The organism is Muriicola sp. Z0-33 (assembly GCF_026126425.1).
In the GTDB taxonomy this organism is placed as follows: Bacteria; Bacteroidota; Bacteroidia; order Flavobacteriales; family Flavobacteriaceae; genus JAFMPW01.
In genome coordinates, this window is the sequence record NZ_JAFMPW010000011.1 from 1 (window position 1) to 26,748 (window position 26,748).

At 40.5% G+C, this 26,748-nt stretch carries 18 protein-coding genes and 1 tRNA gene; 12 read left to right on the top strand and 7 right to left on the bottom strand.

Annotation, left to right across the window (positions count from 1 at the left end; translation table 11 throughout):
- Window positions 1-229: 229 nt before the first annotated feature.
- The 3 genes from J1G40_RS14290 to J1G40_RS14300 form a co-directional block, all read right to left on the bottom strand.
- A tRNA-Ser gene (locus tag J1G40_RS14290) sits at window positions 230-316 on the bottom strand.
- A 176-nt stretch (window positions 317-492) separates the two neighbouring features.
- Window positions 493-2,859 carry a Plug domain-containing protein gene (locus J1G40_RS14295; RefSeq protein WP_265243334.1) on the bottom strand — a complete coding sequence of 789 codons (2,367 nt, stop codon included), beginning with the start codon at window positions 2,857-2,859 and terminating at the stop codon, window positions 493-495.
- Between the two features lie 70 nt (window positions 2,860-2,929).
- On the bottom strand, window positions 2,930-4,978 hold the full coding sequence (locus tag J1G40_RS14300) for an HD family phosphohydrolase (protein WP_265243335.1): 2,049 nt from the start codon (window positions 4,976-4,978) through the stop codon (window positions 2,930-2,932).
- A 117-nt stretch (window positions 4,979-5,095) separates the two neighbouring features.
- Between J1G40_RS14300 and J1G40_RS14305 the strand changes: the two genes are divergently transcribed.
- On the top strand, window positions 5,096-6,274 hold the full coding sequence (locus tag J1G40_RS14305) for an acetyl-CoA C-acyltransferase (protein WP_265243336.1): 1,179 nt from the start codon (window positions 5,096-5,098) through the stop codon (window positions 6,272-6,274).
- Between the two features lie 19 nt (window positions 6,275-6,293).
- On the top strand, window positions 6,294-7,046 hold the full coding sequence (locus tag J1G40_RS14310) for a C40 family peptidase (protein WP_265243337.1): 753 nt from the start codon (window positions 6,294-6,296) through the stop codon (window positions 7,044-7,046).
- Between the two features lie 57 nt (window positions 7,047-7,103).
- Here J1G40_RS14310 and J1G40_RS14315 read toward each other — a convergent pair whose 3' ends face one another.
- Both J1G40_RS14315 and gyrA read right to left on the bottom strand, forming a co-directional pair.
- Window positions 7,104-8,366, bottom strand: a complete 1,263-nt coding sequence (locus J1G40_RS14315) for a tetratricopeptide repeat protein (protein ID WP_265243338.1) — start codon at window positions 8,364-8,366, stop codon at window positions 7,104-7,106.
- Window positions 8,367-8,397: 31 nt separating this feature from the next.
- The gene (gene gyrA, locus J1G40_RS14320) at window positions 8,398-10,938 is read right to left on the bottom strand and encodes a DNA gyrase subunit A (protein WP_265243339.1); all 2,541 of its coding nucleotides are present in this window, start codon (window positions 10,936-10,938) and stop codon (window positions 8,398-8,400) included.
- Window positions 10,939-11,200: 262 nt separating this feature from the next.
- Here gyrA and J1G40_RS14325 point away from each other — a divergent pair, with 262 nt between their 5' ends.
- Complete coding sequence (locus tag J1G40_RS14325) at window positions 11,201-13,750, top strand: ATP-dependent Clp protease ATP-binding subunit (protein ID WP_265243451.1); 2,550 nt, start codon at window positions 11,201-11,203, stop codon at window positions 13,748-13,750.
- A gap of 199 nt (window positions 13,751-13,949) precedes the next feature.
- Window positions 13,950-14,351: an STAS/SEC14 domain-containing protein gene (locus tag J1G40_RS14330; RefSeq protein ID WP_265243340.1), complete on the top strand. Its 402-nt coding sequence runs from the start codon at window positions 13,950-13,952 to the stop codon at window positions 14,349-14,351.
- A gap of 63 nt (window positions 14,352-14,414) precedes the next feature.
- On the opposite strand, the gene J1G40_RS14335 is transcribed toward J1G40_RS14330, so the two are convergent.
- On the bottom strand, window positions 14,415-15,962 hold the full coding sequence (locus J1G40_RS14335; RefSeq protein ID WP_265243341.1) for an NAD(P)H-hydrate dehydratase: 1,548 nt from the start codon (window positions 15,960-15,962) through the stop codon (window positions 14,415-14,417).
- A gap of 371 nt (window positions 15,963-16,333) precedes the next feature.
- Between J1G40_RS14335 and thrA the strand changes: the two genes are divergently transcribed.
- Genes thrA through thrC form a run of 3 tightly spaced genes read left to right on the top strand, consistent with a single transcriptional unit; the run spans window position 16,334 to window position 21,043 of the window.
- Complete coding sequence (thrA, locus tag J1G40_RS14340) at window positions 16,334-18,778, top strand: bifunctional aspartate kinase/homoserine dehydrogenase I (protein ID WP_265243342.1); 2,445 nt, start codon at window positions 16,334-16,336, stop codon at window positions 18,776-18,778.
- A 4-nt stretch (window positions 18,779-18,782) separates the two neighbouring features.
- Window positions 18,783-19,706: a homoserine kinase gene (locus J1G40_RS14345; RefSeq protein WP_265243343.1), complete on the top strand. Its 924-nt coding sequence runs from the start codon at window positions 18,783-18,785 to the stop codon at window positions 19,704-19,706.
- 32 nt (window positions 19,707-19,738) lie between these two features.
- Entirely contained in the window at window positions 19,739-21,043 is a 1,305-nt protein-coding gene (gene thrC / locus J1G40_RS14350; protein WP_265243344.1) for a threonine synthase, read from the top strand.
- A 6-nt stretch (window positions 21,044-21,049) separates the two neighbouring features.
- Here thrC and J1G40_RS14355 read toward each other — a convergent pair whose 3' ends face one another.
- The gene (locus J1G40_RS14355) at window positions 21,050-22,663 is read right to left on the bottom strand and encodes an aminopeptidase P family protein (RefSeq protein WP_265243345.1); all 1,614 of its coding nucleotides are present in this window, start codon (window positions 22,661-22,663) and stop codon (window positions 21,050-21,052) included.
- A gap of 266 nt (window positions 22,664-22,929) precedes the next feature.
- Here J1G40_RS14355 and gcvT point away from each other — a divergent pair, with 266 nt between their 5' ends.
- The 5 genes from gcvT to J1G40_RS14380 all read left to right on the top strand — a co-directional run bounded on the left by gcvT (window position 22,930) and on the right by J1G40_RS14380 (window position 26,705).
- Window positions 22,930-24,015 carry a glycine cleavage system aminomethyltransferase GcvT gene (gene gcvT, locus J1G40_RS14360; RefSeq protein WP_265243346.1) on the top strand — a complete coding sequence of 362 codons (1,086 nt, stop codon included), beginning with the start codon at window positions 22,930-22,932 and terminating at the stop codon, window positions 24,013-24,015.
- A 29-nt stretch (window positions 24,016-24,044) separates the two neighbouring features.
- Window positions 24,045-24,875: a sugar nucleotide-binding protein gene (locus J1G40_RS14365; RefSeq protein ID WP_265243452.1), complete on the top strand. Its 831-nt coding sequence runs from the start codon at window positions 24,045-24,047 to the stop codon at window positions 24,873-24,875.
- Between the two features lie 69 nt (window positions 24,876-24,944).
- Window positions 24,945-25,232 carry a 4a-hydroxytetrahydrobiopterin dehydratase gene (locus J1G40_RS14370; protein ID WP_265243347.1) on the top strand — a complete coding sequence of 96 codons (288 nt, stop codon included), beginning with the start codon at window positions 24,945-24,947 and terminating at the stop codon, window positions 25,230-25,232.
- Between the two features lie 76 nt (window positions 25,233-25,308).
- The gene (locus J1G40_RS14375; RefSeq protein ID WP_265243348.1) at window positions 25,309-26,019 is read left to right on the top strand and encodes a YebC/PmpR family DNA-binding transcriptional regulator; all 711 of its coding nucleotides are present in this window, start codon (window positions 25,309-25,311) and stop codon (window positions 26,017-26,019) included.
- A 200-nt stretch (window positions 26,020-26,219) separates the two neighbouring features.
- Window positions 26,220-26,705 (top strand): hypothetical protein, encoded by a 486-nt coding sequence (locus J1G40_RS14380; RefSeq protein WP_265243349.1) that lies wholly within the window; start codon window positions 26,220-26,222, stop codon window positions 26,703-26,705.
- Window positions 26,706-26,748: the final 43 nt, after the last annotated feature.

A 26,748-nucleotide genomic window follows, 5' to 3' on the forward strand; every position in this document is an offset into this window, starting at 1 on the left:
TAATATCTTGAACGTTGATCACTAAAAAGAATATATACAAACATAATCCTTATTAGTTGGGGTGGTCACGCCTCTGGCGTGACGACCTCCGCGTCACAGGCCGGCTTAGACCTGCCACGCTCTAAGCGTGGTACACCACGAGTGGTGTATATCCCACTATTTCAAGTGCCAAATTCCAAAATTATTGGAAATTTAAAATGCCCTCCGTCGCTAACGCTATGGAGGGCGATGGCGGAGAGACCGGGACTCGAACCCGGGCGACACTTACGCGTCGACAGATTAGCAATCTGCTCCGTTACCACTCCGGCACCTCTCCTGAAATATTTTCAAAGAACAGCATTGTAAAATGCGGTTGCAAATGTAATTCTATCTATGTTGTGAAGCAACTTTTTTAATAATTATTTGACACAAATATACTATAAGCTTAAAGTCATAAAAACTTTAAAAATAAATGTACATATGAACTATTTATCCTCCCGTGAGACAAATTCCCTATAGGGTGATTACGGTTTCTACATTCGCTTTTTTTCCGCTTGGGTTAACACCCTTTATCCCTAAACGCAGTTTATTATACGTTTCCGGTACCGATAACTTAATTCTGGCTCTACCCTCAACATCTGTAGTTATATTCGGATTCCAGTACAAGGTAGCTTCGCTATTTTTTAAAGTCCGTAAAGTAGGTCGCACCTCTTCATTATAGGAACCAAAATCAATGGAATTGTGATATCCATTATACGTTAATTGGGTATGTTTTCTACTGAAATATGCCTCGTCCGAACCACTTCTGGTGTATATCAAAATAACCGCGCCCGCAGCTCTTGAACCATAGGCCGCAGCAGCAGGTCCTATTAGAATTTCTATCCGCTCTATATCCACATAAGGCACTATACTTATGATATCTCTTAAAGAATTCGTCTGTTCTATAGGAAATCCATCTATTACCCAGAGTATTGGGCCCATACCGGCTGCTCTTGGCAGAACCAGCCTTGGATTCAACCCCCCCAGATCTGCTACATTAAATCCTGGAACATTTAAAAACATTTCTTCCAGAGTTTTTGGACGCTCACTGTCCTGTAATATCTTTCTGGTTGGTTCTATTCCATATTGAGAAGGACTAAATTCTTTTTCAGATTTGTCTGCAACTAAAATAATCTCATCCAGATTAACAAGGCCCTCTTCATCTTCAGCCAGGAAATCTGCAGCTGATTTTCTGGCAACAGTTATATCCTTCGCCATGCTTTTTGCATTTTTACTATGAACATTCTTCTTTATTTCTGCTAATGGCGGAGTTTCATTTTCATAGGGAACCACCTTTACCAATTTTTCTTTTGTATTTTCCCCTGCAGTTCTAAAAACAGCCTTTGCTTCTCCTTCAAAATCCATATCGGATAGTTTAAAGAGTCCGTCAGAATTGGTAGTTACCTCCTTGGCAATAGCATTATCCTCGGGCATTATGATCACCTGAATTTTGGTATTTGTCAATAATCTTCCATTTAAATCATACGCCTGTCCGTAAAAGTCCAACCCTTTCTGAAAGTTGTATTTAATTTTTCCCTTAGATTGTTTTGCATCTTGATTGGACAATTCATCCAACGATTTCGAACTGAGTAACTTTAAATCTCCTGAATATCGCTGATTTCTTAAATTGCCGTTCCCCTCCCCACTAAGCCATACATCTATTAGGTGTTCTTCACTCTCAACAAGGCCACTCAGACTAACAGACAAAGAGGTTTGTACCGGTCTGCCTTCTTCATCTGTCACCACCACTTCAAAAGTAGATGCATTATCTATTCCGTCAGATGGTTTTATATTTTGTACGGCTATACTATACTCGTCTTTCTCAATACTTATAGGTCTTTGTGCCCATACGTTGTCTGCCTCGTCCACTAAAATGATGTCTATCACTCCCCGGGGAAGATCAGTTTTGGAGATCTCTATCTGCGAACTGATATTATCATTAAATTCGATCCTGGTTTCAAAAAAAGTAGCATTATCAGAAACACCCTTCAGTATCATAGGTTTGCCTATACGTTCGGGTGAGGATGCTATCCTGACAAACGCCTTGTCAATTGCAAGGTTATTAATTTGTAAAGTATATCCGATATCCTGCACAACAGGTAATTGAAATAGAATTTGCTCTTTCTGGCTGATAGCATATGAAGTTCCTTTTTTTGGTGTGAAAATTGTGGTTCCGGCCCGTCCGTAACTTGTTACAGAAGCAACCACATTTCCTTTTTCATCTACAATTTGTGATCCGTCCAGATCACCATCATCAGATGCTATTACCACTTTATTCACTAAACCTGCAACCAGATTACCCCCTTCGGGAAAGGCACTAACCTTAGAGGGCATCTCACTTTTAATTTTGGCAATATCCTTGATTTTTCCAATTTGCAACTTCTTAGTCACCAAATGTTTAGCATCATAATTAAGCATCCACCGGGTATAGGCCCTGAAAAAATAATTCCCTCCTTTTAACCTTTTGGGAATCTGCATTGAACCATCAGCAGTACCATCTGTAATTTTGTGATACTGACGCTTTACAAGGTTTCCTGTCTCATCTAATAATTCGATCTTCAAAACGCTACTGGCACTTCCTCTAAGTTGCTCTGGTCCTGTAAACAGATAGGCCTTGAAAAAAACATAATCGGTGGGTTGTACTTTGGTCTTGTCAAGATGAAGATCAATATGTTCTCGCCATTGGAACAAAGAATCCGCAATTTGATTATTCTGCATGGCGGTTAATTCGCCATATTCCAAATCATAAAACGAGTCGACTTGGTTACTATTACGTTGCGCTGTTAGGGCGCTTACAAATAGGGAGACCATTACAAGAGAAAGTAGAAGTGTTTTTTTCATATCAACTACTATTTGATTATTGAAATATCACATCAAAAATTGTTCCGTAAACAGGCTGAAAATAAAATCACTATTCCGGGTACTCTATCCTAAGGTGATAGATATTGGTAAGTTTCTGCTTTAATACTTTTTTTACAGATTCGATCTCTTTAAATGTAATATCCGAATTTAAGAATTGATTGGCCTCCATTTGCCCGGCTACAATTTTATCAACAAACTGGTTTATTATTTGGAAAGTAGGGTTGGTTAAACTCTTGGATGCCGCTTCCACAGCATCTGCCATCATTAAAATAGCAGTTTCCCTCGAAAAAGGAATCGGCCCGGGATACCTGAAATCCTTTTCATCTACATTTTCTTCTTTTTCCAGTTGCTTTTTATAGAAATAATACACAAAAGTGGTACCATGATGCACCCGAATAAAATCTATAACCCGGTCTGGTAAATTGTTTCTACGAGCAATTTCTATCCCATCAATCACATGATTAATAATAATTGTAGCACTGTTTCTGGGCGAAAGCTCGTTATGAGGATTTACACTGGTAATCTGGTTTTCGGTAAAGTACATGGGGTTATTCATTTTACCGATATCGTGGTACAATGCCCCTACCCTGATCAGCAAAGCATTGGCGCCTATTTCATTTGCTGCAGCTTCGGCCAGATTGGCCACCTGCAAGGAATGATGAAAGGTTCCCGGGGCTTTATTTGAAAGCTCTTTAAGGAGTTTGGAATTGGTATCCGATAATTCTAGCAGGGATACATCGGAAACCATTCCGAAAATCTTTTCATATATATAGATCAGTGGCTGGGCAAAAAGGGTGATCATACCATTTAAAAAGAAAAACCCGAAAGTAAACCAATGTACATTATCCAGATTGCCCTCATGAATAATGTGGAAAGCAAAATAACCAATGATGTATATAAGGGTAATCTGCCCCACTGAAAGAAACAGGTTTGCCCTCTTATATAATTCGGATACAGTAAGTATGGTGACTATCCCTGCAATGATCTGCAAGAAGATATACTCAAAGCTATTGGGTACCACAAAACCAAGGATCAGTACGGTAAGTACATGGACAAAAAGACCCAGTCTTGCATCAAAAAAGGTTTTTAAAATTAATGGCAAAATACAGAGCGGCACTACAAAAACATAGACAGGGTTGTATTTCACCACCATGGTAGTGATAAATACCATGTTTAAAATATTAAAGAAAATGAAGGTTACTTTAACATTGTTCCGATAAATTTCCGAGCGGTACTTTTTTAAGAAAAGTAAGAGCATCATAAGCACCAGCGCTACCAATATGGTATACCCGAACAGAATAAAGTAATAGTTGTTCTCGGTCCAGAGTTCTGATTCGTACTCGGCTTTAAGAGAATTTAAAATGACAAGGTTACTGGCTTCAACCACCTCCCCCTTGGCAATTATCAGTTTGCCTTCATCCACATTACCACGAGTAACAGAAATCTTGGACAATTCGTCCTCTAACTCCTTTTTGGAAAGTACCGCATCATAACTTACGTTGGGTTTTATGATCTCAAAGAATAGCTGATTGTAATTAGCTTCAAAACTCTGCAGTCGTTGTTCCCTTAAAGATTCGGAAACAAAATCCGAAATATCCGCAAGCCTGAAAACATCATCGGTGCGTATTCTGCTGGCCTCATTGTTTTTAAGGAGGTAGAGTGTTTCAGCCCCTTCTATACGCTCTCCTTTGTCTAATATGCCGTATTCGTAAATTTTATTCAGCAGTTCACGCCCAGCATTTTTCAGGGTATTCAGCTGACCCCTGTTGAAATTTTCAGAAGTAAAGACATTGGGAAAGCGCTCATCATAGCTTCTGAAAACCTCAGCAGCTGCAATCTCATCATAGTAATAATAATCTATCTGATTCTTTTCAACTTCCTGTTGTTCCGCAGCAATCTCATCGGCCGATTTTTTAATCGAAAAATCAAAAGGAGCATATAAGTTAGTGTACTGCCAGGGTTTCCCTTTTTGAAATTCGTATTTAAACTGGCCTCCCTTGGGAAAGAAAAAAACAATACACCCCACAGACACGATATAAAGGAAATACTTGTATACAAGCGACTGTTTTCTGTAAACGGTATCCAAGGTTTTTCCCATAGGGTAAAGTATCAGTCTTCAAAAATAGAAAAATATAATCTTAACCCGGTCTTTTGGTGGCATTACATCTTTCATTGCACATTAATTTCTTAATTTCGCGTCATAATAAATTTCAAAATGAAAGAGGTAGTTATTGTATCTGTTGCCAGGACTCCAATTGGAAGTTTTATGGGAGGTTTATCTTCTATACCCGCACCTAAATTGGGGGCTATAGCTATTAAGGGAGCCCTGGAAAAAATTAATCTTAAACCAGAGGCTGTTGAGGAAGTACTGATGGGCCATGTTGTTCAGGCAGGTACCGGGCAGGCCCCAGCCAGACAAGCAGCAATATATGCAGGTATTCCTGATACTGTTCCCTGTACAACCGTAAATAAGGTGTGTGCCTCAGGGATGAAGACAGTGATGTTAGCTGCCCAATCTATAGCACTGGGCCATACAGAAATAGTGGTTGCAGGAGGCATGGAAAATATGAGTATGATACCGCATTATATTCATTTGAGAAACGGGCAGAAATTTGGGCCCGCCAGCCTGACCGATGGGATGCAAAAAGACGGATTAGTAGATGTTTATGACCAGAATGCCATGGGCGTTTGTGCGGATGCCTGCGCTGTTGAACACAATTTCAGCAGAGAAGATCAGGACAATTTTGCCATACAGTCCTATCAAAGATCGGCCGCAGCATGGGAAGCAGGTAAGTTTGCACAGGAAGTAGTGCCGGTAGAAGTGCCACAGAGACGCGGAGAAGCTGTTTTGGTCAGTGAGGACGAAGAATTCAAGAATGTACGGATGGACAAGATTCCGGCTTTAAGACCGGCATTCACAAAAGAGGGTACCGTTACAGCTGCCAATGCATCTACTATTAATGATGGGGCTGCAGCTTTGGTTTTAATGAGTGCAGAAAAGGCAAATGCTATGGGCCTTAAACCCCTGGCCAAAATCAGCAGTTTTGCAGATGCGGCTCAGGAACCAAAATGGTTTACGACGGCTCCTGCAAAGGCGCTGCCAAAGGCATTGGATAATGCAGGGATTACCATAGACGAGGTAGACTTCTTTGAATTTAACGAGGCATTTGCGGTAGTTGGCCTTGCCAATATGAAGCTCCTGGGTTTACAGGATAAAAATGTTAATGTTAACGGCGGAGCAGTTTCCCTGGGCCATCCTCTTGGCTGTTCAGGGGCCCGAATCCTCATTACCCTATTAAGCGTATTGGAGCAAAATAATGCCAAAATTGGTGCTGCTGCAATTTGTAATGGAGGTGGAGGAGCATCGGCCATGGTAATAGAACGCAATTCATAAATGTCAGCTGAACAACAGTATGCATTACGGAATTTGTAAGCTTAGTATTGTACCTGTCAGAGATCTTGCCGATGACGCAAGTGAAATGACTACCCAACTGCTCTACGGAGATCATTTTAAGATCCTTGAACAACGTAAGAAATGGAGCAAGATCAGGGTTGCCTATGACAAATGTGAAGGCTGGATCTGCAATAAACAGGCATTAACTATTCCGGAAGAAGCATACAAAAAAATAGAAGCTTCAAAAAAATCAAAATTTACAACAGATTTAGTTGGATATATCAGTTGCGAGAACGGAGTGCTCCTTCCAATAGTCATAGGAAGTTCTATATTAGAACCCCCTTTACTGCCACATACATTTGAAGGGAATTTCAACGAGAAGATCACCAGTAAGTCCGAACTCATAAATACAGCCCTACTCTACCTGAATGCCCCATATCTTTGGGGAGGAAAAACTCCATTTGGCATAGATTGTTCCGGATTTACCCAGATGGTCTATAAGATCAATGGCTTTTTTTTAAAGCGGAATGCATCGGAGCAAGCCACCCAGGGAGAAGCTCTGAGTTTTATTGAGGAAAGTGAAGCAGGAGACCTAGCTTTCTTCGACAATTCGGACGGTGAAATAGATCATGTCGGTATTATAATGAAAAACAACTACATCATTCATGCTCATGGAAAGGTACGGATAGATAGGTTAGACCACACGGGTATTTTTAACACAGAAGAGAAAAACTATACCCATAAACTACGGGTAATAAAAAAGATCATATAAAAAAACGCCCCCTGAACCAATAGGTCCGGAGGGCGTTTTTTATGTGGTGTTAGTCAACTACTCTCCTAACAACTTCTTAATCCTCATAAAGTTATCATTGTCGCCCAGGGCGCCATAAATATTCTTTAATTGTGTCAGGATTCCCTGATTGTCAGGATTTCCTTTTAGAGCATCTTCCAATATTTTTGCGCCTACAACAAAAAGGTCATCCTTCTTTTGTTTAAGCTCATCGTACCTGGCAATATCTGCTCTGGAATTTCCAAGACTATTCATTTCATCTATTAAACCATTCCCCTCATTTACATAGGTAGTAGAAAGGTTTAGAGTAGCATTGACATAACCAGGGTCTATTTCAAGTGCTTTTTTGTAAGACGCCCTGGCATCTTCAATATTATTTTGCTCCATATTAATTACACCAATATTATAGTGCAAATCCGGGTTATCTGGTGCTACCGAAGCTGCTTCGGCCATTAGAACCTTAAACTTATCCTTATCACCTAACTTGTAGTATAGATTGGCCTCATTTAAAATAAGGTTCACGTCATCAGGGTTACTGGCTCTGGCATCTGTAAAAGCAGCTTTTGCCTTATCGTCCTGTCCTAATTGAGAATAGATCAAGGCCATGTTCTTTACAATCTCCGCCTTCTTGGAAGGAGTCTTCTCATCAATTGGGTCTTTGTAAGTGCCAGACTTTACCATAAGGTCTCTCTGGTTCTTATCCATTATTTCAACTTGTCCAGACTCTGCATTGGTAGCCTTATATACCATCCCACTACCGTCATATCCTACCTCTTTCAATTCATTGTAATAGGTAAGTGCTTCTTCATAATGCCCTCCATTAACAGCACTGCTCGCCGCGTAATACAGATAAGAAGTATCTCTTGGGCTTAATGTATAACTCAGGTATAATTTCTCTGCTGCTTCTTTGAACCTCTTTTCACTATTGTCATCTACGGCGGCATTTACCAAATCTGCAGTGATAGCTGCAATGCGTTGATTGGTTTCATCTGTGTATTTGGCTTTACCGCTTTTTTCTTCAACTTCTTTTACTTTTTTAAACGACTCAATTGCCGTGTCAAAAGCTGAAGCATCTCCCTTGCTTGCCAGATCTGCATACGCCTTTCCTCTTAAAAAATAATACTGTGCCTGTGTCTTATCGTCAGCACCACTTATCATCCCTGAAACTGCATCAAGTGAGGTTTTAGCTGCCATAGAGTCCCCATCTTTCATCGCCTTATCAGCTGCTTTTAATTCAGCTTTTTGCGAAAATCCGACCAGGGTAAAGGCCATGGCCGCAAGTAATAAAATTTTAGTTTTCATATTAAAAAAATTGAGTATTAGTGTTTATTATTTATTCTTCTTCGGAACTAGATTCCGCGCTACTATTATCAATAGCCGTGCCATCTTCCGTATTTACTTCTATATCCATGATGTCTAATTCATCAAGATCATCTTCGTCTTTCATTACTTTGGCTACCGCAGCAATGGAATCATTATCCTTTAGATTGATCAATTTAACGCCTTGTGTGGCACGCCCCATGGTCCGTAGATCATCTACGCTCATTCTGATGGCGATACCAGACTTATTTATGATCATAAGATCATCAGAATCGGAAACATTCTTTATAGCCACCAGACCACCTGTTTTGTCGGTAATAGAAATGGTTTTAACACCTTTACCTCCCCTGTTGGTTATTCTATAATCATCTATACTTGATCTTTTACCATAACCATTTTCAGAGACCACAAGAATCTCATCGTCAAAATTATGTACCGAAACCATTCCAATTACCTCATCTTCAGCATTGGCAAGTTTAATTCCCCTCACCCCTGAAGCATTCCGACCCATTGGCCTGGTTTTACTTTCCTCGAAACGGATAGCTTTTCCGGATTTGAGTCCCAGGAAGATCTGGCTGGTACCTGTGGTAAGTTTTGCCTCAAGCAGTTCATCATCTTCCCTAATGTTTATGGCAATAATCCCATTTTGCCTTGGCCTGGAGTATTGCTCCAAAGAAGTTTTCTTTACAGTTCCCTTCTTAGTTGCCATAATGACATAGTGGCTATTTACATATTCCTCATCTTTTAGATCCTGAGTACATATAAATGCTTTTACCGTATCGTCCTGAGCAATATTGATCAGGTTCTGAATAGCACGACCTTTAGAGGTACGGCTTCCTTCAGGAATTTCATAGACCCTCATCCAATAGCATTGCCCTTTTTGAGTAAAGAACAACATATACTGATGGTTGGTACCTACAAACAGGTGTTCCAGAAAATCTTCATTCCTTGTAGAAGAAGCTTTTTGTCCTACCCCGCCCCTATGCTGTGTTTTATATTCACTTAAGGGCGTTCTTTTAATGTACCCAAGGCGCGAAATTGTAATCACCACCTGTTCATCCGGGATCATATCCTCTATACTAAGGTCTCCTCCCGCAAAGTTGATTTCAGACCTTCTTTCATCTCCGTATTTTTCTTTCACCTCTAAAAGTTCATCTTTGATGATTTCCATTCTGCGATCTTTATTCGCTAGAATGTCTTTCAGGTCTTCAATGGTCTTAAGTACCTCTTCGTATTCTGTTCTTAATTTATCCTGCTCCAGACCCGTAAGTTGTCTCAGACGCATCTCAACAATCGCCTTGGCCTGGATCTCACTAAGTTTAAACCTTTCTATCAAATTCTCCCTGGCTTCCTCCGCATTGGAAGATGCCCTGATAATTTTGATCACTTCGTCTATATTATCAGAAGCTATGATAAGTCCTTCCAGGATATGAGCCCGAGCTTCCGCTTTCTTTAATTCGAACTCGGACCTTCTGACTACTATTTCATGGCGATGTTCCACAAAGTAGTGAATGATCTCCTTAATATTCAGCAACCTTGGCCTTCCTTTTACAAGGGCAATGTTATTAACGCTGAAAGAAGATTGCAGTGCAGTATATTTAAATAAGGTGTTGAGTACTATATTAGGAATGGCATCTCTTTTAAGGATATAAACAATTCGCATCCCTTTTCTATCCGATTCGTCACGAATGGTAGAAATTCCTTCTATTTTCTTATCGTTGACCAGGTCGGCAGTTTTCTTGATCATGTCTGCCTTATTTACCTGATAAGGGATTTCTGTCACTACAATACACTCTCTGCCCTGTACTTCTTCAAAGGTAGATTTTGCCCGCATGACAACTCGGCCCCTACCGGTATGGAAAGCTTCTTTTACGCCATCATAACCATAAATGATACCGCCTGTTGGAAAATCAGGGGCTTTAATATGTGTAATGATCTCATCTATCTCTATATCATTATTATCAATATAGGCCACGATGCCGTCAACAACTTCCGAAAGATTATGTGGAGGCATATTGGTGGCCATCCCCACTGCAATACCAGATGCACCATTGATCAAAAGACTTGGAACCCTTGTTGGCAATACCGTGGGCTCTTCTAGAGAATCATCAAAATTTAACTGATGGTCTACCGTCTCCTTTTCAATATCTGCCAGCATGTCGTCCGCAATCTTCCGCATTCTTGCTTCCGTATATCGCATCGCTGCCGGACTGTCACCATCTACCGATCCAAAATTTCCCTGTCCGTCTATCAGCATATACCGTAAACTCCACTCTTGTGCCATCCGCACCATGGAATCATAAACAGAAGTATCACCATGAGGGTGATATTTCCCCAGTACTTCCCCTACAATACGGGCCGATTTTTTATGAGAACTTGTAGATCTGACACCTAATTCATGCATGCCGTAAAGCACACGTCGGTGAACAGGTTTCAATCCGTCCCTGACATCAGGGAGTGCACGTGACACAATGACCGACATTGAATAGTCAATGTAGGCAGATTTCATCTCATCTTCAATATTTATAGGAATTAATTTTTCGCCTTCCGTCATACTAAAATCTAATTGCTTTATTTGAGGTTAAAATATCATGCCAATATACACAAATTCGCAGCTTACATCGCAATTACAAAGCACTTTATTAAAATATTTATTAACACTAATAAAGGGGTAAATGGTTAACAAATTGGGTGTTAATTTTTTTGTAAATCGTGGTTTTTTTCGTCATTTAGACCAAGTTTATCGAATATAGGTACAGTATTTGACGTTCTTATAAATAGATTTACTAATTTTAATGTTGAATAAGGAGATTTCTATGGATGATAATTTTTCCCCTAGAGTAAAAGATGTAATCGCGTATAGCAAGGAAGAGGCACTACGGTTAGGTCACGATTTTATCGGGACAGAACACCTGATGTTGGGTCTGTTGCGCGATGGTAATGGCAAGGCCATAAGTATCCTTGATGCCCTGGATGTGGATTTAGATCATCTGAGAAGGAAGGTTGAAATACTTAGTCCGGCTAACCCGAATACCGGTAATTCCCAAAAAGATAAAAAGAACCTGCATCTTACACGGCAGGCAGAAAGAGCTTTAAAAACTACTTTTCTGGAAGCAAAACTTTTTCAGAGTTCATCTATAAATACTGCACATTTATTATTGTGCATCTTAAGAAACGAAAACGATCCTACCACAAAGTTGCTTCACAAACTGAAAGTAGACTATGACGGCGTGAAAGATCAGTTTAAATCTATGATCACCAGCGATGATGATTATATAGATTCTCCAACTTCCGAGTCTTTCCCAAGTGATTCTGATGAACCGGCTGAGGGCAAAGAAGGCTCTTTTGGCTCCACTACAAGTCAAAAAGGAAGTAAAAAATCTAAAACTCCGGTACTGGACAATTTTGGCAGGGACCTTACCCAAATGGCCGAAGAGAATAAACTTGATCCGGTAGTTGGACGAGAAAAAGAAATAGAACGTGTTTCACAAATCCTGAGCAGAAGAAAGAAAAACAATCCCTTGCTCATTGGAGAGCCCGGGGTGGGTAAAAGTGCGATTGCTGAAGGTTTGGCCCTAAGAATTATCAACAAAAAAGTATCCAGGATTCTTTATAACAAAAGAGTGGTTACCCTGGATTTGGCATCCCTGGTAGCCGGCACCAAATATCGCGGTCAGTTCGAAGAACGAATGAAGGCGGTAATGAACGAATTGGAAAAGAATGATGATGTTATTCTTTTTATAGACGAGATTCACACCATTGTAGGTGCAGGTGGAGCAACAGGCAGTCTGGATGCTTCAAACATGTTTAAACCAGCTCTTGCCAGAGGTGAAATTCAATGTATAGGGGCTACAACCCTGGATGAATACAGACAATATATTGAAAAAGACGGGGCATTAGAACGACGTTTCCAAAAAGTCATCGTAGAACCTACAACTGTTGAGGAGACCATAGAGATCCTTAAAAACATTAAAGGTAAATACGAAGACCATCACAACGTTAATTATACAGATGAAGCTCTGGTTGCATGTGTTAAGTTGACCAACAGATATATGACAGACCGGTTTTTACCGGACAAGGCTATAGATGCTTTAGACGAATCAGGTTCCAGAGTGCATATTGTGAATATGGACGTCCCAAAGACCATTCTCGAATTGGAAAAGCAATTAGATGATGTAAGGGAACTCAAGAATAGTGTTGTAAAAAAACAACGCTATGAAGAGGCTGCCAAGTTGAGGGATGACGAAAAAAGATTGGAAAAAGAATTGGCCGTTGCCCAGGAAAAATGGGAAGAAGACAGCAAATTACACAGAGAAACGGTTAGTGAGGATAATGTTGCCGATGTAGTATCCATGATGAGTGGCATTCCAGTAAATAAAATTGCCCAGACAGAAAGCAATAAACTTGCTGAATTACCCGAACTGATCAAAGGAAATGTAATTGGGCAGGATGAAGCAGTTGCGAAAGTTGCAAAAGCAATTCAACGTAACAGGGCCGGATTGAAAGACCCGAACAAACCTATTGGATCATTTATATTCCTTGGGCAAACCGGGGTGGGTAAAACTCAGCTGGCAAAGGTTCTGGCCAAGGAACTGTTCGACTCAGAAGATGCTTTAATACGCATTGACATGAGTGAATACATGGAAAAATTTGCCATTTCAAGACTCGTTGGAGCACCTCCGGGATATGTTGGCTATGAAGAAGGAGGACAACTTACAGAAAAGGTAAGACGCAAGCCCTATTCCGTTATCTTATTAGACGAAGTAGAAAAGGCGCATCCAGACGTTTTCAACATGCTGTTACAAGTGTTGGATGATGGCTTTTTGACAGATAGCCTGGGAAGAAAAATAGATTTCAGGAATACTATAATTATAATGACATCCAATATTGGGGCAAGACAGCTTAAAGATTTCGGGCAGGGGGTTGGATTTGGTACTTCTGCTAAAAAATCTCAGGCAGATTCTCATCATAAAAGTGTTATTGAAGGCGCTCTTAAAAAGGCATTTGCCCCTGAATTTCTTAACAGGATAGACGATGTTATTGTCTTTAACCCACTAGAGAGAGAGCATATTCATAAGATCATTGATATTGAATTGAACAAGCTCTATCTGCGAATCAAAGAGATTGGATACGATTTAAAACTCAGCGATAAGGCAAAAGATTATATCGCCGAAAAAGGTTTTGATAAAGAATATGGAGCCCGACCTCTGAAAAGAGCTATTCAGAAATATATTGAAGATACTTTAGCCGAGGAAATAGTGAATTCCAAATTGGATGAAGGTGATAGTATTCATATGGACCTGGATGAGAAAAAAGATGAACTATCTATAAAAATCAGCAAAGCCAAGAAGTCCTCCAAGGCCTAAAGCTGTAAGAAAATAATTATAAGGGAGTCCTATTTGTAGGCTCCCTTTTTTGTTTAATATTACGTCAAGTAGGAATAGTTATACAGTTTAATTCTGCCCAAAGCGTTATAAACGATATATACGCCTTTTATCTAATATTTTTCCTAAACCTTAGGCAACCGTCTACTTTCGTTTAGAGACACACTATAACTTATTGCAAATGAAAATCGGACCACCGAAGAAGACTGTTGTCGTTCGCGAATATCATCTAGATATTGGAATCGTGCAGGTCTTTGAAAATCACATGGTTTCTATTTTCGATGAGGGGGCGACACTTACTTTAGAAAGGGCGTATCAAATCATTGGAATATCGGAAATACATTTCAGGGATAAGAATTTTGGCATTATCAGCCTAAGAAAAAATTCCTACGCCATAGATCCAACTATTTACAACTACCTGAGAGAGTTAAAAAATCTAAAAGCTTTTGCTGTGGTATCTGTTAAGGAAATCGACATGCATAATTTTAAGATTGAAAAGCTATTCTATAAAAGACCCATGAAGTTTTATATAGATTACGACAATGCTTTGGCTTGGGTAAAACGCAGGGTAAAGAAAAAATAAATATTTCCAGCACATCTGAAAATTTGGTAGCACCCTGATTAAGTGCTGCCATTGCATTTTTGCCTATCCTTCTTCAGTATTTTCCTTTTGATCTGGCAACTCTGGTAACTTAAAAAGATCCATATAGGCCTTACCCAAAGCTTCAATAATTTTTGTAGCCGTCAGCGCCTGATATCCCATTTCCTCCATTGCTATATCCCCTGCCCTGCCGTGAAGGTAAACTCCAAAAATAGCGGCCTGAAGTGGTTCGTAGTTTTGAGCTATCAGCCCGGTCAGAATTCCTGTTAATACATCCCCGCTACCGGCTGAAGCCATCCCCGGATTACCAGTTGCATTCACATATCCCCTGCCCTCATATATGGTTACACTATGAGCTCCTTTAATTACAACGATACAATCGTGCTTTTTGGAAAACTTAAAAACCTTTTCCAATTTTTCAAAATCATCTTTCCATTTTCCAACCAGGCGTTCTAATTCTCCAGGATGAGGAGTAAGAATAGTTTGTTTCGGTAGCAATTTTAGCAATTCTTTGTTGCTGGAAAGCAGATTTAGACCATCAGCATCAATTACCAACGGACTTTTATTTTCGCTTAAGAACTTCTTCATTGCGGCGGCCGTGGCATCTGCGGTCCCAAGACCAATTCCAAAACCAACTGCCGCGTACTTTTCATTAAACTCTAATGCAGTAATATTATTTTCACCGACATCTGTTAGTACCATCGCCTCAGGAAATGCAGTTTGCATGGGGATATATCCACATCCCGGAACCAAAGCAGTAACTAATCCACTTCCCGCTGTAAGACAGGCACGGGCCGCCAGAATTACGGCACCAATTTTTCCATGACTCCCGCCAATGATAAGGGCATGACCATAAGTACCCTTATGAGAAAACTTTTCGCGCCCTTTGTACATTGGAAGCACCTCATTTTTACCAATAAGTTCAAAATCTGTAATTGTTCCATTCAAGTATTCCGGATCTAAACCAATGTCCAGAATTTCCCATTGCCTGGAATAATTTCCGGTATCAGGAAGGAAAAATACCAGTTTTGGTGCCTGAAAACTAAGTACAAAATTTGCTTGTATAACGGCTTCCGGAACTTCTACCGCCTTACTCAAATACAATCCCGAAGGTACGTCTACAGATAAAATGAATGCTCCACTTGTATTTAAGTACTGTATTAAATCTGCCACCCATTTGGCTAGAGCTCTGTTTAATCCAATACCAAACAAGGCGTCAACAATTATGTCATCGCCACCAATTTCAGGGTATGGGGCATCCTCGTTCATAAAGTTGGGCCAAATCTTTCGGTCTTTTAAACGATCCAGATTGATCAGGAAATCCTTTGATCGCCTTTCACTATAGTTGACCACATTTACTTCAATATTGTAACCGTGTTCCTGCAGGTGACGGGCAAGAGCAATGCCGTCTCCCCCATTATTCCCAATACCACAAAACAAATGTATTTTTACCTGAGCCCCCTGCATGCGCTGGTGCAGCCAATTAAAAATCTGTACTGCAGCACGTTCCATAAGAGCGTCGCTGGTAATTTGCTGTTTTTCAATTGTGAATTTATCAGCCTGGTAGATCTGCTGAGCGTTAAAAATCTTCATTCTTTAAAAATATTTGAAAATTTTGTGTTAGTCGGTAAAAATTGTGGAAATATTTGAATAGCCCTTTAAAAATACTACTTTTGACACTCTATACGAAGTATTATGGATTGCATCGTACACATGAACTTATCAATTTCTTCTTTCCGCAGTTGTGGCCGGATAGCTCTTACAACTAGCACTACTACCCCTTTGGGGTAAGCTGCAACATATATGTCCGTTTTCTCATTTATAGCATTTTGCTTTTACAATTTAAATTAACAATATGAAATATGCCATGGTTCACTACCTTACACTAAGCGAAGTATATTATGGCGAATTGCACGCTCCTGGCCCCAGGATGGTCCAATTTTTAAAAGAATAAATTTATTCAGATGAAGGTTCTAAAATTTGGTGGTACTTCCGTAGCCAATTCAGAAAATATAAGTAGAGTTCAGAAAATAGTAGCCGCAGCGTCCTCAGAACAAACGGCTGTTGTTGTTTCCGCCCTCGGTGGCACTACCGATTTGTTATTACAGGCTGCAGACCTGGCAGCTTCGCAGCAGGGAGACCATAAGGAAATCCTGAAAGAAATAGAACGTCGGCATATTGTAACTATAAAAGAGCTGCTACCCATACAGGCCCAAAGCGCTGTACTGAGTAAAATCAAAAGCCAACTCAATAAATTGGAAGCATTACTAGATGGAGCGAATATGGTTGGGGAAGTTACGGCCAAACTTTCCGATAAAATTGTAAGTCACGGAGAATTATTGTCTGCTCATATAATAAGCGATTATTTTCAGACTTCAGGACTGGATGCCATTTTTGCGGACAGCAGAGAACTGATAAAAACAGATAATGCCTTTGGGAAGGCCGCTATCAACTTTGAATTAACCAATGCCAATTGTATTGCCTTCTTTCAGGAGGCAAAGCAAAAAATTATTGTCTTACCCGGATTTGTGTCGTCTTCAGTAAGTGGGGAGCCAACCACCCTGGGAAGAGGAGGATCTGACTATACCGCAGCGGTAATTGCTGCTGCTTTGGACGCCGAAGAACTTCAGATCTGGACAGACGTCAGCGGCATGTATACCGCCAATCCTAAATTGGTGAAACAGGCCAAGGCACTATCCGAACTCTCCTATGAGGAAGCCATGGAACTTTCACATTTTGGGGCTAAAGTGCTGTACCCCCCTACCATTCAACCCGTTTTTACAAAGGGAATCCCAATTCTTATCAAAAATACCTTTGACCCGCAGGCGAAAGGAACAAAGATTGCCAGGAATGAGAACACCAATGGTAAGACGGTAAGAGGTATCAGCAATATCCCCAATATAGCACTACTTTCCCTGGAAGGCCCCGGTATGATAGGTATCCCGGGCATATCTAAACGCTTTTTTGAAGTGCTTTCTACAGCCGAAATAAGTGTGGTTCTGATTACTCAGGCTTCTTCAGAGCATTCTATTTGCGTTGGGGTAGCCGATGAAGACGCCGACAAGGCAGCAGCCAAAATCAATGAAGCCTTTGAGTTTGAAATGAGTACTGGCAAATTGCTTCCTGTTGTTGTTGAAAAGAAATTAGCCATTATCGCTTTGGTTGGCGATAATATGAAAAGTCATCAGGGACTTAGTGGCAAGATGTTTAGTGCATTGGGCAAGAACAATGTAAACATCAGGGCCATTGCTCAGGGGGCATCGGAACGAAACATTTCAGCAGTAATAAACGGAACGGATGTAAAAAAGGCCCTGAACACCCTTCATGAGGCCTTTTTTGAAGACAATGTAAAACAGCTTAACCTTTATGTGAAAGGGGTAGGAAATGTAGGGGCAAAATTTTTAGAGCAGATTAAACAACAAAAGAATTTTCTGAAAAAGCAGTTGAAATTAAATATCAGGGTAATTGGGATTGCCAACTCACGTACCATGGTATTTAACGAAGACGGAATTTCACTGCAGGATTGGGAGGCACAGCTGAGTGAAGGCGAAAAAGCAGATAGTACATCTTTCAACAATAGAATTCAGGAATACAATTTCAGAAACAGCATCTTTGTAGACAATACGGCAAGTAAGGAGGTATCTGATAGTTATGAGCACTATTTATCTGATAGTATTTCCGTGGTGACCTGCAACAAAATTGCCTGCTCTTCTGAGTATGACAACTACAACAAATTAAAAGAGTTGTCCAGGGAGTACAATGCGCCCTTCTTATTTGAAACCAATGTTGGCGCCGGATTACCTATTATAGATACCCTAAAGCATTTAATAGCTTCCGGGGATAAGGTAATGAAGATCCAGGCCGTTCTTTCGGGGAGTTTAAATTTCGTGTTCAATAATTTTAATGCTGATGTCAGCTTTCACGATATTGTTAAACAGGCCCAGGAACAAGGCTATACAGAGCCCGACCCAAAAATTGATCTCAGTGGAATAGACGTAATGCGAAAAATTTTGATATTAGCTCGTGAAAGTGGTTATAAGCTTAATATTGAAGACATTGAAAACAGGTCCTTTTTACCACAGGAAAGCCTTGATACCAGCAATAATGAAGATTTCTTTAGAACACTTAAGGAAAACGAAAGTAAGTTCCAGAATATCTACAAAGCAGCTGAATCTTCCGGGAGTAAACTTAAATATGTTGCACAGTTCGAAGATGGCAAGGCCTCTGTAGGGCTCCAGAATATTCCCGAAGGACACGACTTCTATTCTTTGGAAGGGAGTGATAATATTGTATTATTTTATACGGAACGTTATCCGGACCAACCCATGATTATTAAAGGAGCTGGTGCAGGGGCCGAGGTAACTGCTTCCGGAATATTTGCGGATATAATAAGAATTGGTAACTTTTAATTCTATGGCAGCTATTAAAATATTTTCCCCGGCAACTATAGCTAATATCTCCTGTGGGTTCGATGTCCTTGGTCTTGCCCTTGATGCAGTTGGGGATACCATGACGATAACCAAAGTGGCCGACAAAGGAATCCGCATCACCAAAATAACCGGACAGGATTTACCTCTGGACGCATTAAAAAATGTTGCCGGAGTTGCTGGCCTTGCCTTGCTCGATGCCAGTGAATATGAAGGTGGTTTTGAAATTGAGATTAACAAAAATATCAAGGCAGGAAGCGGCATTGGTAGCAGCGCAGCCAGCGCTGCAGGGGCAGTTTGGGCTATAAACGAATTGTTAGATCGGCCTTTTACACCTTTACAGCTGGTAGAATTTGCGATGCAAGGGGAGAAACTCGCCAGTGGTGTAGCCCATGCAGATAATGTGGCCCCTGCCCTTTTTGGTGGCTTTACACTTGTCAGAAGTTATGAGCCCCTGGATGTCGTTAGCATCCACACCCCCAAAGCACTTTTTGCAACAATTATTCATCCACAGATAGAGGTAAAAACCTCGGATTCCAGAAAAATACTCAAGACCAACATCACCCTGAAGGACGGAATAAAACAATGGGGGAATGTGGGAGGCCTTATTGCCGGATTATATACAGAGGATTACGACTTAATAGGAAGATCCTTGGTAGACCATATCGTTGAACCCATCAGATCCATGCTCATCCCGGGTTTTGATCAGGTAAAAAGCAATGCTATGCAATCCGGAGCCCTTGGATGTGGAATTTCTGGTTCAGGGCCATCCATATTTGCATTGTCCAGGGGTAGGAAAACGGCAGAACAGGTTGGGCAGGCTATGAAAGAAGTATACAAAGGAATAGGGATAGACTATGAGGTACATGTTTCCTCGGTCAATATTGAAGGAATTAAAAGAATACCCTAACCACAACAATAACCAATAGATACCCTACAGAATTGAAATATTTTAGTTTAAATAAAAAAGCGCCAAAAGTTTCTTTCCGGGAAGCCGTCATTAGAGGGATTGCTCCGGACAGAGGCCTGTATTTTCCCGAGGAAATTCCCCAACTCCCGTTGTCTTTTTTTGAAAATATTGAAGAAAAGTCTTCGCATGAGATAGCCTACGAGGCCATACACCCCTTTGTAAAAGAAGATATCCCGGATCAGGAACTTATGCGTATTATTGAAAAGGTGCTCGACTTTGATTTTCCGCTTGTTCCAATAGACGAAAACACGGCCACACTAGAACTTTTTCATGGGCCAACCATGGCTTTTAAAGATGTTGGTGCGCGGTTTATGGCCAATTGTCTGGGGTATTTTTCCGGAGATGAACAACAAGATATAACGGTTCTTGTAGCTACTTCGGGTGATACCGGAGGGGCGGTAGCCAACGGATTCCTGGGAGTAGAAGGGGTAAAAGTTGTTATTCTTTACCCTAGTGGTAAAGTAAGTGATATTCAGGAGAGGCAGTTGACCACGCTGGGGCAAAATATTACCGCCCTGGAAGTAGACGGTACTTTTGATGATTGTCAGCGCATGGTAAAGAATGCCTTTCTTGACGACGACTTATTATCCCAAATGAAACTAACTTCAGCCAACTCTATCAATATTGCACGATGGCTACCTCAAATGTTCTACTTTCTTTTTGCCTATAAACAAATGAAGTCTCAGGGAAAGGAACTTGCGTTTTCTGTACCCAGTGGTAATTTTGGAAATATTTGCGCAGGAATGATGGCATTTCAATTGGGAATGCCGGTTAAACATTTTGTAGCGGCAACTAATGTCAATGATACGGTACCTCAATTTATGAAAACCCGTTCTTATGACCCAAAACCATCAACAGCTACAATTTCTAACGCCATGGATGTTGGCGATCCGAGTAACTTTATCCGAATAAGGGAGATCTATAAAGACAATTTTGATGTTCTGAAAAACCACCTTCATTCTTATTCCTATACTGATGAGGCTACCAGAAAGGCCATGAAACACGTTTATAATAGTACAGGGTATATTATGGACCCTCATGGGGCAGTTGGATATTTGGGTTTAAAGAAATATATGGAAACACATGACGGTACTTATGGTATTTTCCTTGAAACCGCTCATCCGATAAAATTTCTAGATGTGGTAGAAAGTACTTTAGCGGTATCACCGGAAATGCCCCCCCAGATTGCCCAACTTATGCATCGTGATAAGCAATCTATTCCGATTAAAGATTATCAGGAACTAAAAGAATTTTTGACTGACAGCAATACGGTTTAATAACCCCTAATCTAGTCCCGGCAACACAAAATCGTCTAGAGGACTGGGTGCTGTCATAGTTGCTTCAATAGATTCGGTAGTACGGGGTGCCATTGCAGAAAGGTTAACCGGGCCATCTTCCGTAATCAGGATATCGTCCTCTATGCGAACAGCAATTCCCCACCATTTTTTGTCACATTTACTTCCTTCCGGGATATAAATACCCGGTTCTACTGTAATCACGGTATTGGCCTTAAATCTTTGGTAAGTCCCTTTATCATGAACATCCAGGCCCAAATAATGAGATGTCCCATGTGGAAAGTAGGTTCTGGCCTCCTTTGCATCTGCTGCAATCCCTAAAGACATCAAGCGTTTAGTAACAACTTCTCTTGCCGCAGTTCCGGGGGCCTGAAATGATGCACCTACCTTACTTGCTTTAATTCCTGCCTCCTGGGCATCGTATACAATATCATAAATGAGTTTTTGTTCTTTGGTAAACTTCCCGTTTGCCGGGATGGTTCTGGTGACATCGGCTGTGTATCCATGATATTCAGCTCCAAGATCCATAAGTACCAAATCATTGCCCACCATTGTTTTATTGTTCTCTATATAATGAAGTATGCAGCCATTGTTGCCACCACCCACAATAGAAGGATATCCTTCGTACTCAGAACCATACTTTTTATACACAAATTCATGTATCCCCTGTATTTCTGCTTCAGACATATTGGGATGCATCGCCTTCATTACTTCAATTTGTCCTACCGCAGATATCTCAACCGCTTTTCTCAATAATTTTATCTCCTCGGTAGTTTTCGTCTCTCTTAGGGTATTCATAATCTCTGTGATTATTGCCGAGTCCAGATTATTAGATTTCAACATCAAATTTACCCTCTCCTTGATCTCAGAGCGCAAGCCATCGTTGTTTGCACTGGCAAAGCCAGTAAGCAAAGGGTCTTTTTGAAGGTCTTTATAATATTTGATATACTTCCGTACGGTTTCTACTATTTCCCTGCTGTTCTCCGCGTTTGCCGAAGCAATCATGGAATACAGCTTTTGTTTTGTGGGGTTATAATCTGAAGGGTAATCTGTTTTTACCTTAAAAGCCTTTATCAGATTAAAGAGGTCGGCCTCCTCTCCGGTATTGCGATAATCGTTCTTAAAATCAAAAAATAAGACTTTATCAAACTCTTTGAAATCCATATCAAGTGCGATAAACTGACTCCCTTCATATGCCTTCTTAAAACCCAGTACATTTTTGGCTCCTTCTGCTCCGAGTCTTTTACCATCCCATTGCTCTCTTCGGGCGTCTCTTTGCTGTACAAAAATAGATTCGTTATATAATTTTCCGTCCTGATCTTTCTGATCTTCTGAAAAAATGAGGAGTACCCCATTGGGCTCTTTGTAACCCGTCAGGTAATAAAAGTCCGGGTCCTGATGATAAATATAATTGACATCATTGGCCCGGTTTCTCACTGGGTTTGAAAAAAACACCGCCACCGTATTGGCAGGCATCATTTCTCGGACAGCTTCTCTCCTCTCCTTATGGAATTCTGCAGATAAGTAATCTGTTGGAACGCCTTGTGCTAAACTCACAAAGCCACTGAACATTAGCAAAACAATCATCAAAACCTTCTTCATATACTAATTTTAGAGCGGCAAAATATGAAAATTAATTGTAATAACTGTGAATACTTTTGCCGATTACGATATTAAAAACATCCTGAGTACAACGCAATGTATCGCAAAATATTCGATACATTTGCCTGCAAATTTGGTGCCATATAGGAGGTTTTACCCTTTAAGACTAAAAAGGCAATAAATATCTATTGCAAAACAGGCCGGAATATTTTCTCGCTTTACTGTATCAAATGGTATCAAAATGATAATTATTAATATTGAAAAAGATGAAAAATACAGCCTTATCCTCTACGCATGAAGCCCTCGGGGCCAAAATGGTACCATTTGCCGGCTACAACATGCCGGTAAGCTATGAAGGTGTGAATGTGGAACACGAAACCGTGAGAAATGGTGTTGGCGTATTTGATGTTTCCCATATGGGAGAATTTCTGATAGAGGGCCCAAAAGCCATAGATCTTATTCAGAAGGTAAGCTCAAATGATGCATCTAAATTAACCGTTGGGAAGGCCCAATACAGTTATCTGCCCAACGAAAAAGGAGGAATTGTTGACGACTTAATTGTCTACAGGGTTAAGGAGGAAGTTTATTTGCTGGTGGTTAATGCCTCAAATATTGATAAAGACTGGGAGCACATTAGTAAATATAACACCGCTATTGGCGCCGATATGCGGAATATTTCTGAGAATTATTCACTGCTGGCCATTCAGGGACCAAAAGCCGTGGAAGCTATGCAGGCACTTACCTCTGTTGATCTTTCCGAAATTAAGTTTTACAATTTTGTGGTAGCCGATTTTGCCGGAATAGAGCATGTTATTATTTCAGCTACTGGTTACACAGGTTCGGGTGGCTTTGAAATTTATTGCAAGAATGAGGAAGTTAAGCAAGTATGGGACAAGGTACTTGAAGCTGGAGCCGATTATGGAATCAAACCTATCGGCCTTGCAGCAAGAGACACCTTAAGGCTAGAGATGGGCTATTGCCTGTACGGCAATGATATTACTGACGAGACTTCTCCTTTTGAAGCCGGATTAGGCTGGATAACCAAATTCTCAAAAGACTTTGTTAATAGTGAAGCGCTTGCAAGGGAAAAAGAACGTGGCCTGGAGAGAAAACTAGTGGCTTTTGAATTGGATGACCGCGGTATTCCAAGACAAGGATATGATATTGTTGACGGACAAGGGAAAAAGATTGGAGAGGTTACTTCTGGTACTATGTCGCCATCTCTGGCTAAGGGCATTGGCCTTGGGTATGTTCCAAAAATATTATCCGAAGCCGGGAGCAAAATACATATTCAAATTCGCAAAAATGCCATCCCGGCAACGGTAGTAAAACTTCCATTTTATAAGGGTTAACCTGATCAATGGCAAAAGGAAATGGCAAGATGGAAGCAGGCGGGAAGAAGATACTTATTTTAGGGGGTAGCGGATTCATAGGTAATGCGTTGTATAAAGAATTATGCAATTACTTTGACACCTATGGCACCTATTTTTCAGCCCGAGAATCTTTTGAGCATAATCAACAATTCTTAAGGTACGATATGCAAGAGGACGACATTATTCGTATCCTCGAAAAAGTTCGCCCTCAAGTAATAATCTCTGCGCTTAGAGGAAATTTCGCTGCCCAAATTCAGGCACATGAGCATCTGATGGAGTACCTCCAGAAAGAAGATTGCATGCTTTATTTTCTTTCTTCCGCAAACGTCTTTGATGCCTATAGTAAATTTCCGTCTTATGAGTATGATAAAACCTTATCTGAAAGTGTTTATGGTCGTCTTAAAATAAAGATCGAAAATATGATGTTAAGGCTGCCTAAAAAGAAAATGGCGATTCTCCGGGTACCTATGGTTTTTGGCAATACTTCTCCCAGAGTTAAGGAGATGAAAAACTTTATCTGGAATAACGAACCAATAGAGGTTTTTCCTAACCTTATTATCAATGTAACCAATGACGATAAGCTAACGCAACAGATCCATTACCTGATAAATCGAAACAAAGGAGGTATATATCACCTGGGGAGTTACGACCTGGTGCACCATGAAGATTTTATAAAAGAGATCATGGAAAGGATAGGGAATTTTAACCCCATATTTAAACGGGTCTTTACCACCAATGAAGAGCGCTTTTTAGCAGTGCTTCCCAGAGATAATAAACTCCCAAAAAACCTGCAAACCTCATATCAGGAGATCATAGATCACCATGTAATTGCAAAATAAGCACCGCTATACTGCTGGTGTCAAAATCTATATGTAATTTACTCTACAAATCAACTAACAGCATATCCAATGGAAAAATTATCAGAAGAGGAAATCCAGGAAGGTCTTAAAGCTCTTGAAGGATGGGAATATGTAGATAACGGTATTGAATGCTCGTTCGAATTTAAAAATTTTAAAGAGGCATTTACCGTTATGACCAGAATTGCTTTTGAAGCAGAAGCCCAGAATCATCACCCAGACTGGAGTAATGTGTACAACCGCTTGTATGTTCGTCTTAGCACTCATGATGCTGAAGGAGTAACGGCATATGATTTTAAACTTGCACAGAGTATTGAAAGCATCCTGGCCGGAGGCTAACGCCCGTTGTAAATTACGTTGGAGGCACCATCAAAATTTGTTAAATTTGCTTTCCGTGAACAGGAAATACTAGAAAATGGGAAGAGCATTCGAATTTAGAAAGGGTCGCAAATTAAAACGATGGGCAGCCATGTCTAAAGCCTTTACCAGAATTGGTAAGGACATTGTAATGGCCGTAAAAGAAGGCGGACCAGACCCATCCTCTAATTCCAGATTACGAGCGGTCATTCAAAATGCCAAATCTGTTAATATGCCCAAAGATAATATCGAGAGGGCTATTAAACGAGCCTCTGATAAGTCTCAGGGCGATTTTAAAGAAGTGCTTTTCGAGGGTTACGCACCTCACGGAATTGCTGTCCTTATAGAAACTGCCACAGATAACAATACCAGGACTGTGGCCAATATTAGAAGTTACTTTAATAAATGCGACGGCAGTTTAGGAACTTCTGGTTCAGTAGAGTTTATGTTCGACCACAGTTGTAATTTCCGAATCAATTCTGATGGTATAGACCCTGAGGAATTGGAACTGGACATGATAGATTACGGTGCCGAAGAAGTCTTCGTTGATGATGATGGAATCTTGATCTATGCTCCATTTGAGAGTTTTGGTGCCATTCAGAAGGAACTCGAAAACCGCCAGATTGAAATCCTTGAATCCGGATTTGAGCGCATTCCACAAGTTACCAAGGAATTATCCCAGGAACAAGTAGAAGACGTTGAGAAATTGCTCGAAAAGATAGAGGAGGATGACGATGTACAGAATGTATATCATACCATGAAAGAATAAATTCCCGGAGCGCACTTCAAAAGGTGACCACTACTTCCCGCCACAATTTCCATTGACCAACCGAACCATTTGTGTGGCTCTTTCCAAATTTGTAAGCATAATACCACAGACCATGACACTCGTCATTGCTTGGCTGCTAATAGCTCAATATTTTTATTGAATGATATAGTGTTATTCAAATAAATTATAAGCGATAAATTATGAGAACATCAATAAAAACAATTTTAGTCAGTAGTATATGTATTCTTTTTGTTGCCCTTTCCTGCAGCAAAGATGATGATGAAGAACTTACCAAAGACGGCGCATTTAGTATCAGTGAATTAGCTGGTAATTGGGATGCCACCAGGGCCAGTTTTAGTGGTAACAGTGCAAATATAGATGTGGTCGCTGATGGCGGTTCTGTAACAATGTCTGTCCGGAGTAGTGGCAGGTTTACGCTAACAATAGACCCTGTAGACCGAGCTGCTTATACAGTCAGCGGAGAAATGTTCTGGGAAAAGTTTGAAGGCAATTCATTTTTTGCCATCGTGTGGGACGATTATCCAGGAGACTGGGATACCTATGGGGCGACCCTTACGGCAACCACTTTTGATTTAAACGGAGGGTTCGACTCCGCAGAGTACGATTTTGATAATGATGGCACCTTTGAGTCCGCTTCCATATCTATGACTTTTACAAGGTCTTAGCATAATTACAAAAAAAACCCGCAGCAAATAAATTGCTGCGGGC

Coding starts and splice junctions, on each gene's coding strand:
- J1G40_RS14295 (WP_265243334.1), bottom strand. CDS start 2,859: ATGAAAAAAACACTTCTACTTTCTCTTGTAATGGTCTCCCTATTTGTA.
- J1G40_RS14300 (WP_265243335.1), bottom strand. CDS start 4,978: ATGGGAAAAACCTTGGATACCGTTTACAGAAAACAGTCGCTTGTATAC.
- J1G40_RS14305 (WP_265243336.1), top strand. CDS start 5,096: ATGAAAGAGGTAGTTATTGTATCTGTTGCCAGGACTCCAATTGGAAGT.
- J1G40_RS14310 (WP_265243337.1), top strand. CDS start 6,294: ATGCATTACGGAATTTGTAAGCTTAGTATTGTACCTGTCAGAGATCTT.
- J1G40_RS14315 (WP_265243338.1), bottom strand. CDS start 8,366: ATGAAAACTAAAATTTTATTACTTGCGGCCATGGCCTTTACCCTGGTC.
- gyrA (WP_265243339.1), bottom strand. CDS start 10,938: ATGACGGAAGGCGAAAAATTAATTCCTATAAATATTGAAGATGAGATG.
- J1G40_RS14325 (WP_265243451.1), top strand. CDS start 11,201: ATGGATGATAATTTTTCCCCTAGAGTAAAAGATGTAATCGCGTATAGC.
- J1G40_RS14330 (WP_265243340.1), top strand. CDS start 13,950: ATGAAAATCGGACCACCGAAGAAGACTGTTGTCGTTCGCGAATATCAT.
- J1G40_RS14335 (WP_265243341.1), bottom strand. CDS start 15,962: ATGAAGATTTTTAACGCTCAGCAGATCTACCAGGCTGATAAATTCACA.
- thrA (WP_265243342.1), top strand. CDS start 16,334: ATGAAGGTTCTAAAATTTGGTGGTACTTCCGTAGCCAATTCAGAAAAT.
- J1G40_RS14345 (WP_265243343.1), top strand. CDS start 18,783: ATGGCAGCTATTAAAATATTTTCCCCGGCAACTATAGCTAATATCTCC.
- J1G40_RS14355 (WP_265243345.1), bottom strand. CDS start 22,663: ATGAAGAAGGTTTTGATGATTGTTTTGCTAATGTTCAGTGGCTTTGTG.
- gcvT (WP_265243346.1), top strand. CDS start 22,930: ATGAAAAATACAGCCTTATCCTCTACGCATGAAGCCCTCGGGGCCAAA.
- J1G40_RS14365 (WP_265243452.1), top strand. CDS start 24,045: ATGGAAGCAGGCGGGAAGAAGATACTTATTTTAGGGGGTAGCGGATTC.
- J1G40_RS14370 (WP_265243347.1), top strand. CDS start 24,945: ATGGAAAAATTATCAGAAGAGGAAATCCAGGAAGGTCTTAAAGCTCTT.
- J1G40_RS14375 (WP_265243348.1), top strand. CDS start 25,309: ATGGGAAGAGCATTCGAATTTAGAAAGGGTCGCAAATTAAAACGATGG.
- J1G40_RS14380 (WP_265243349.1), top strand. CDS start 26,220: ATGAGAACATCAATAAAAACAATTTTAGTCAGTAGTATATGTATTCTT.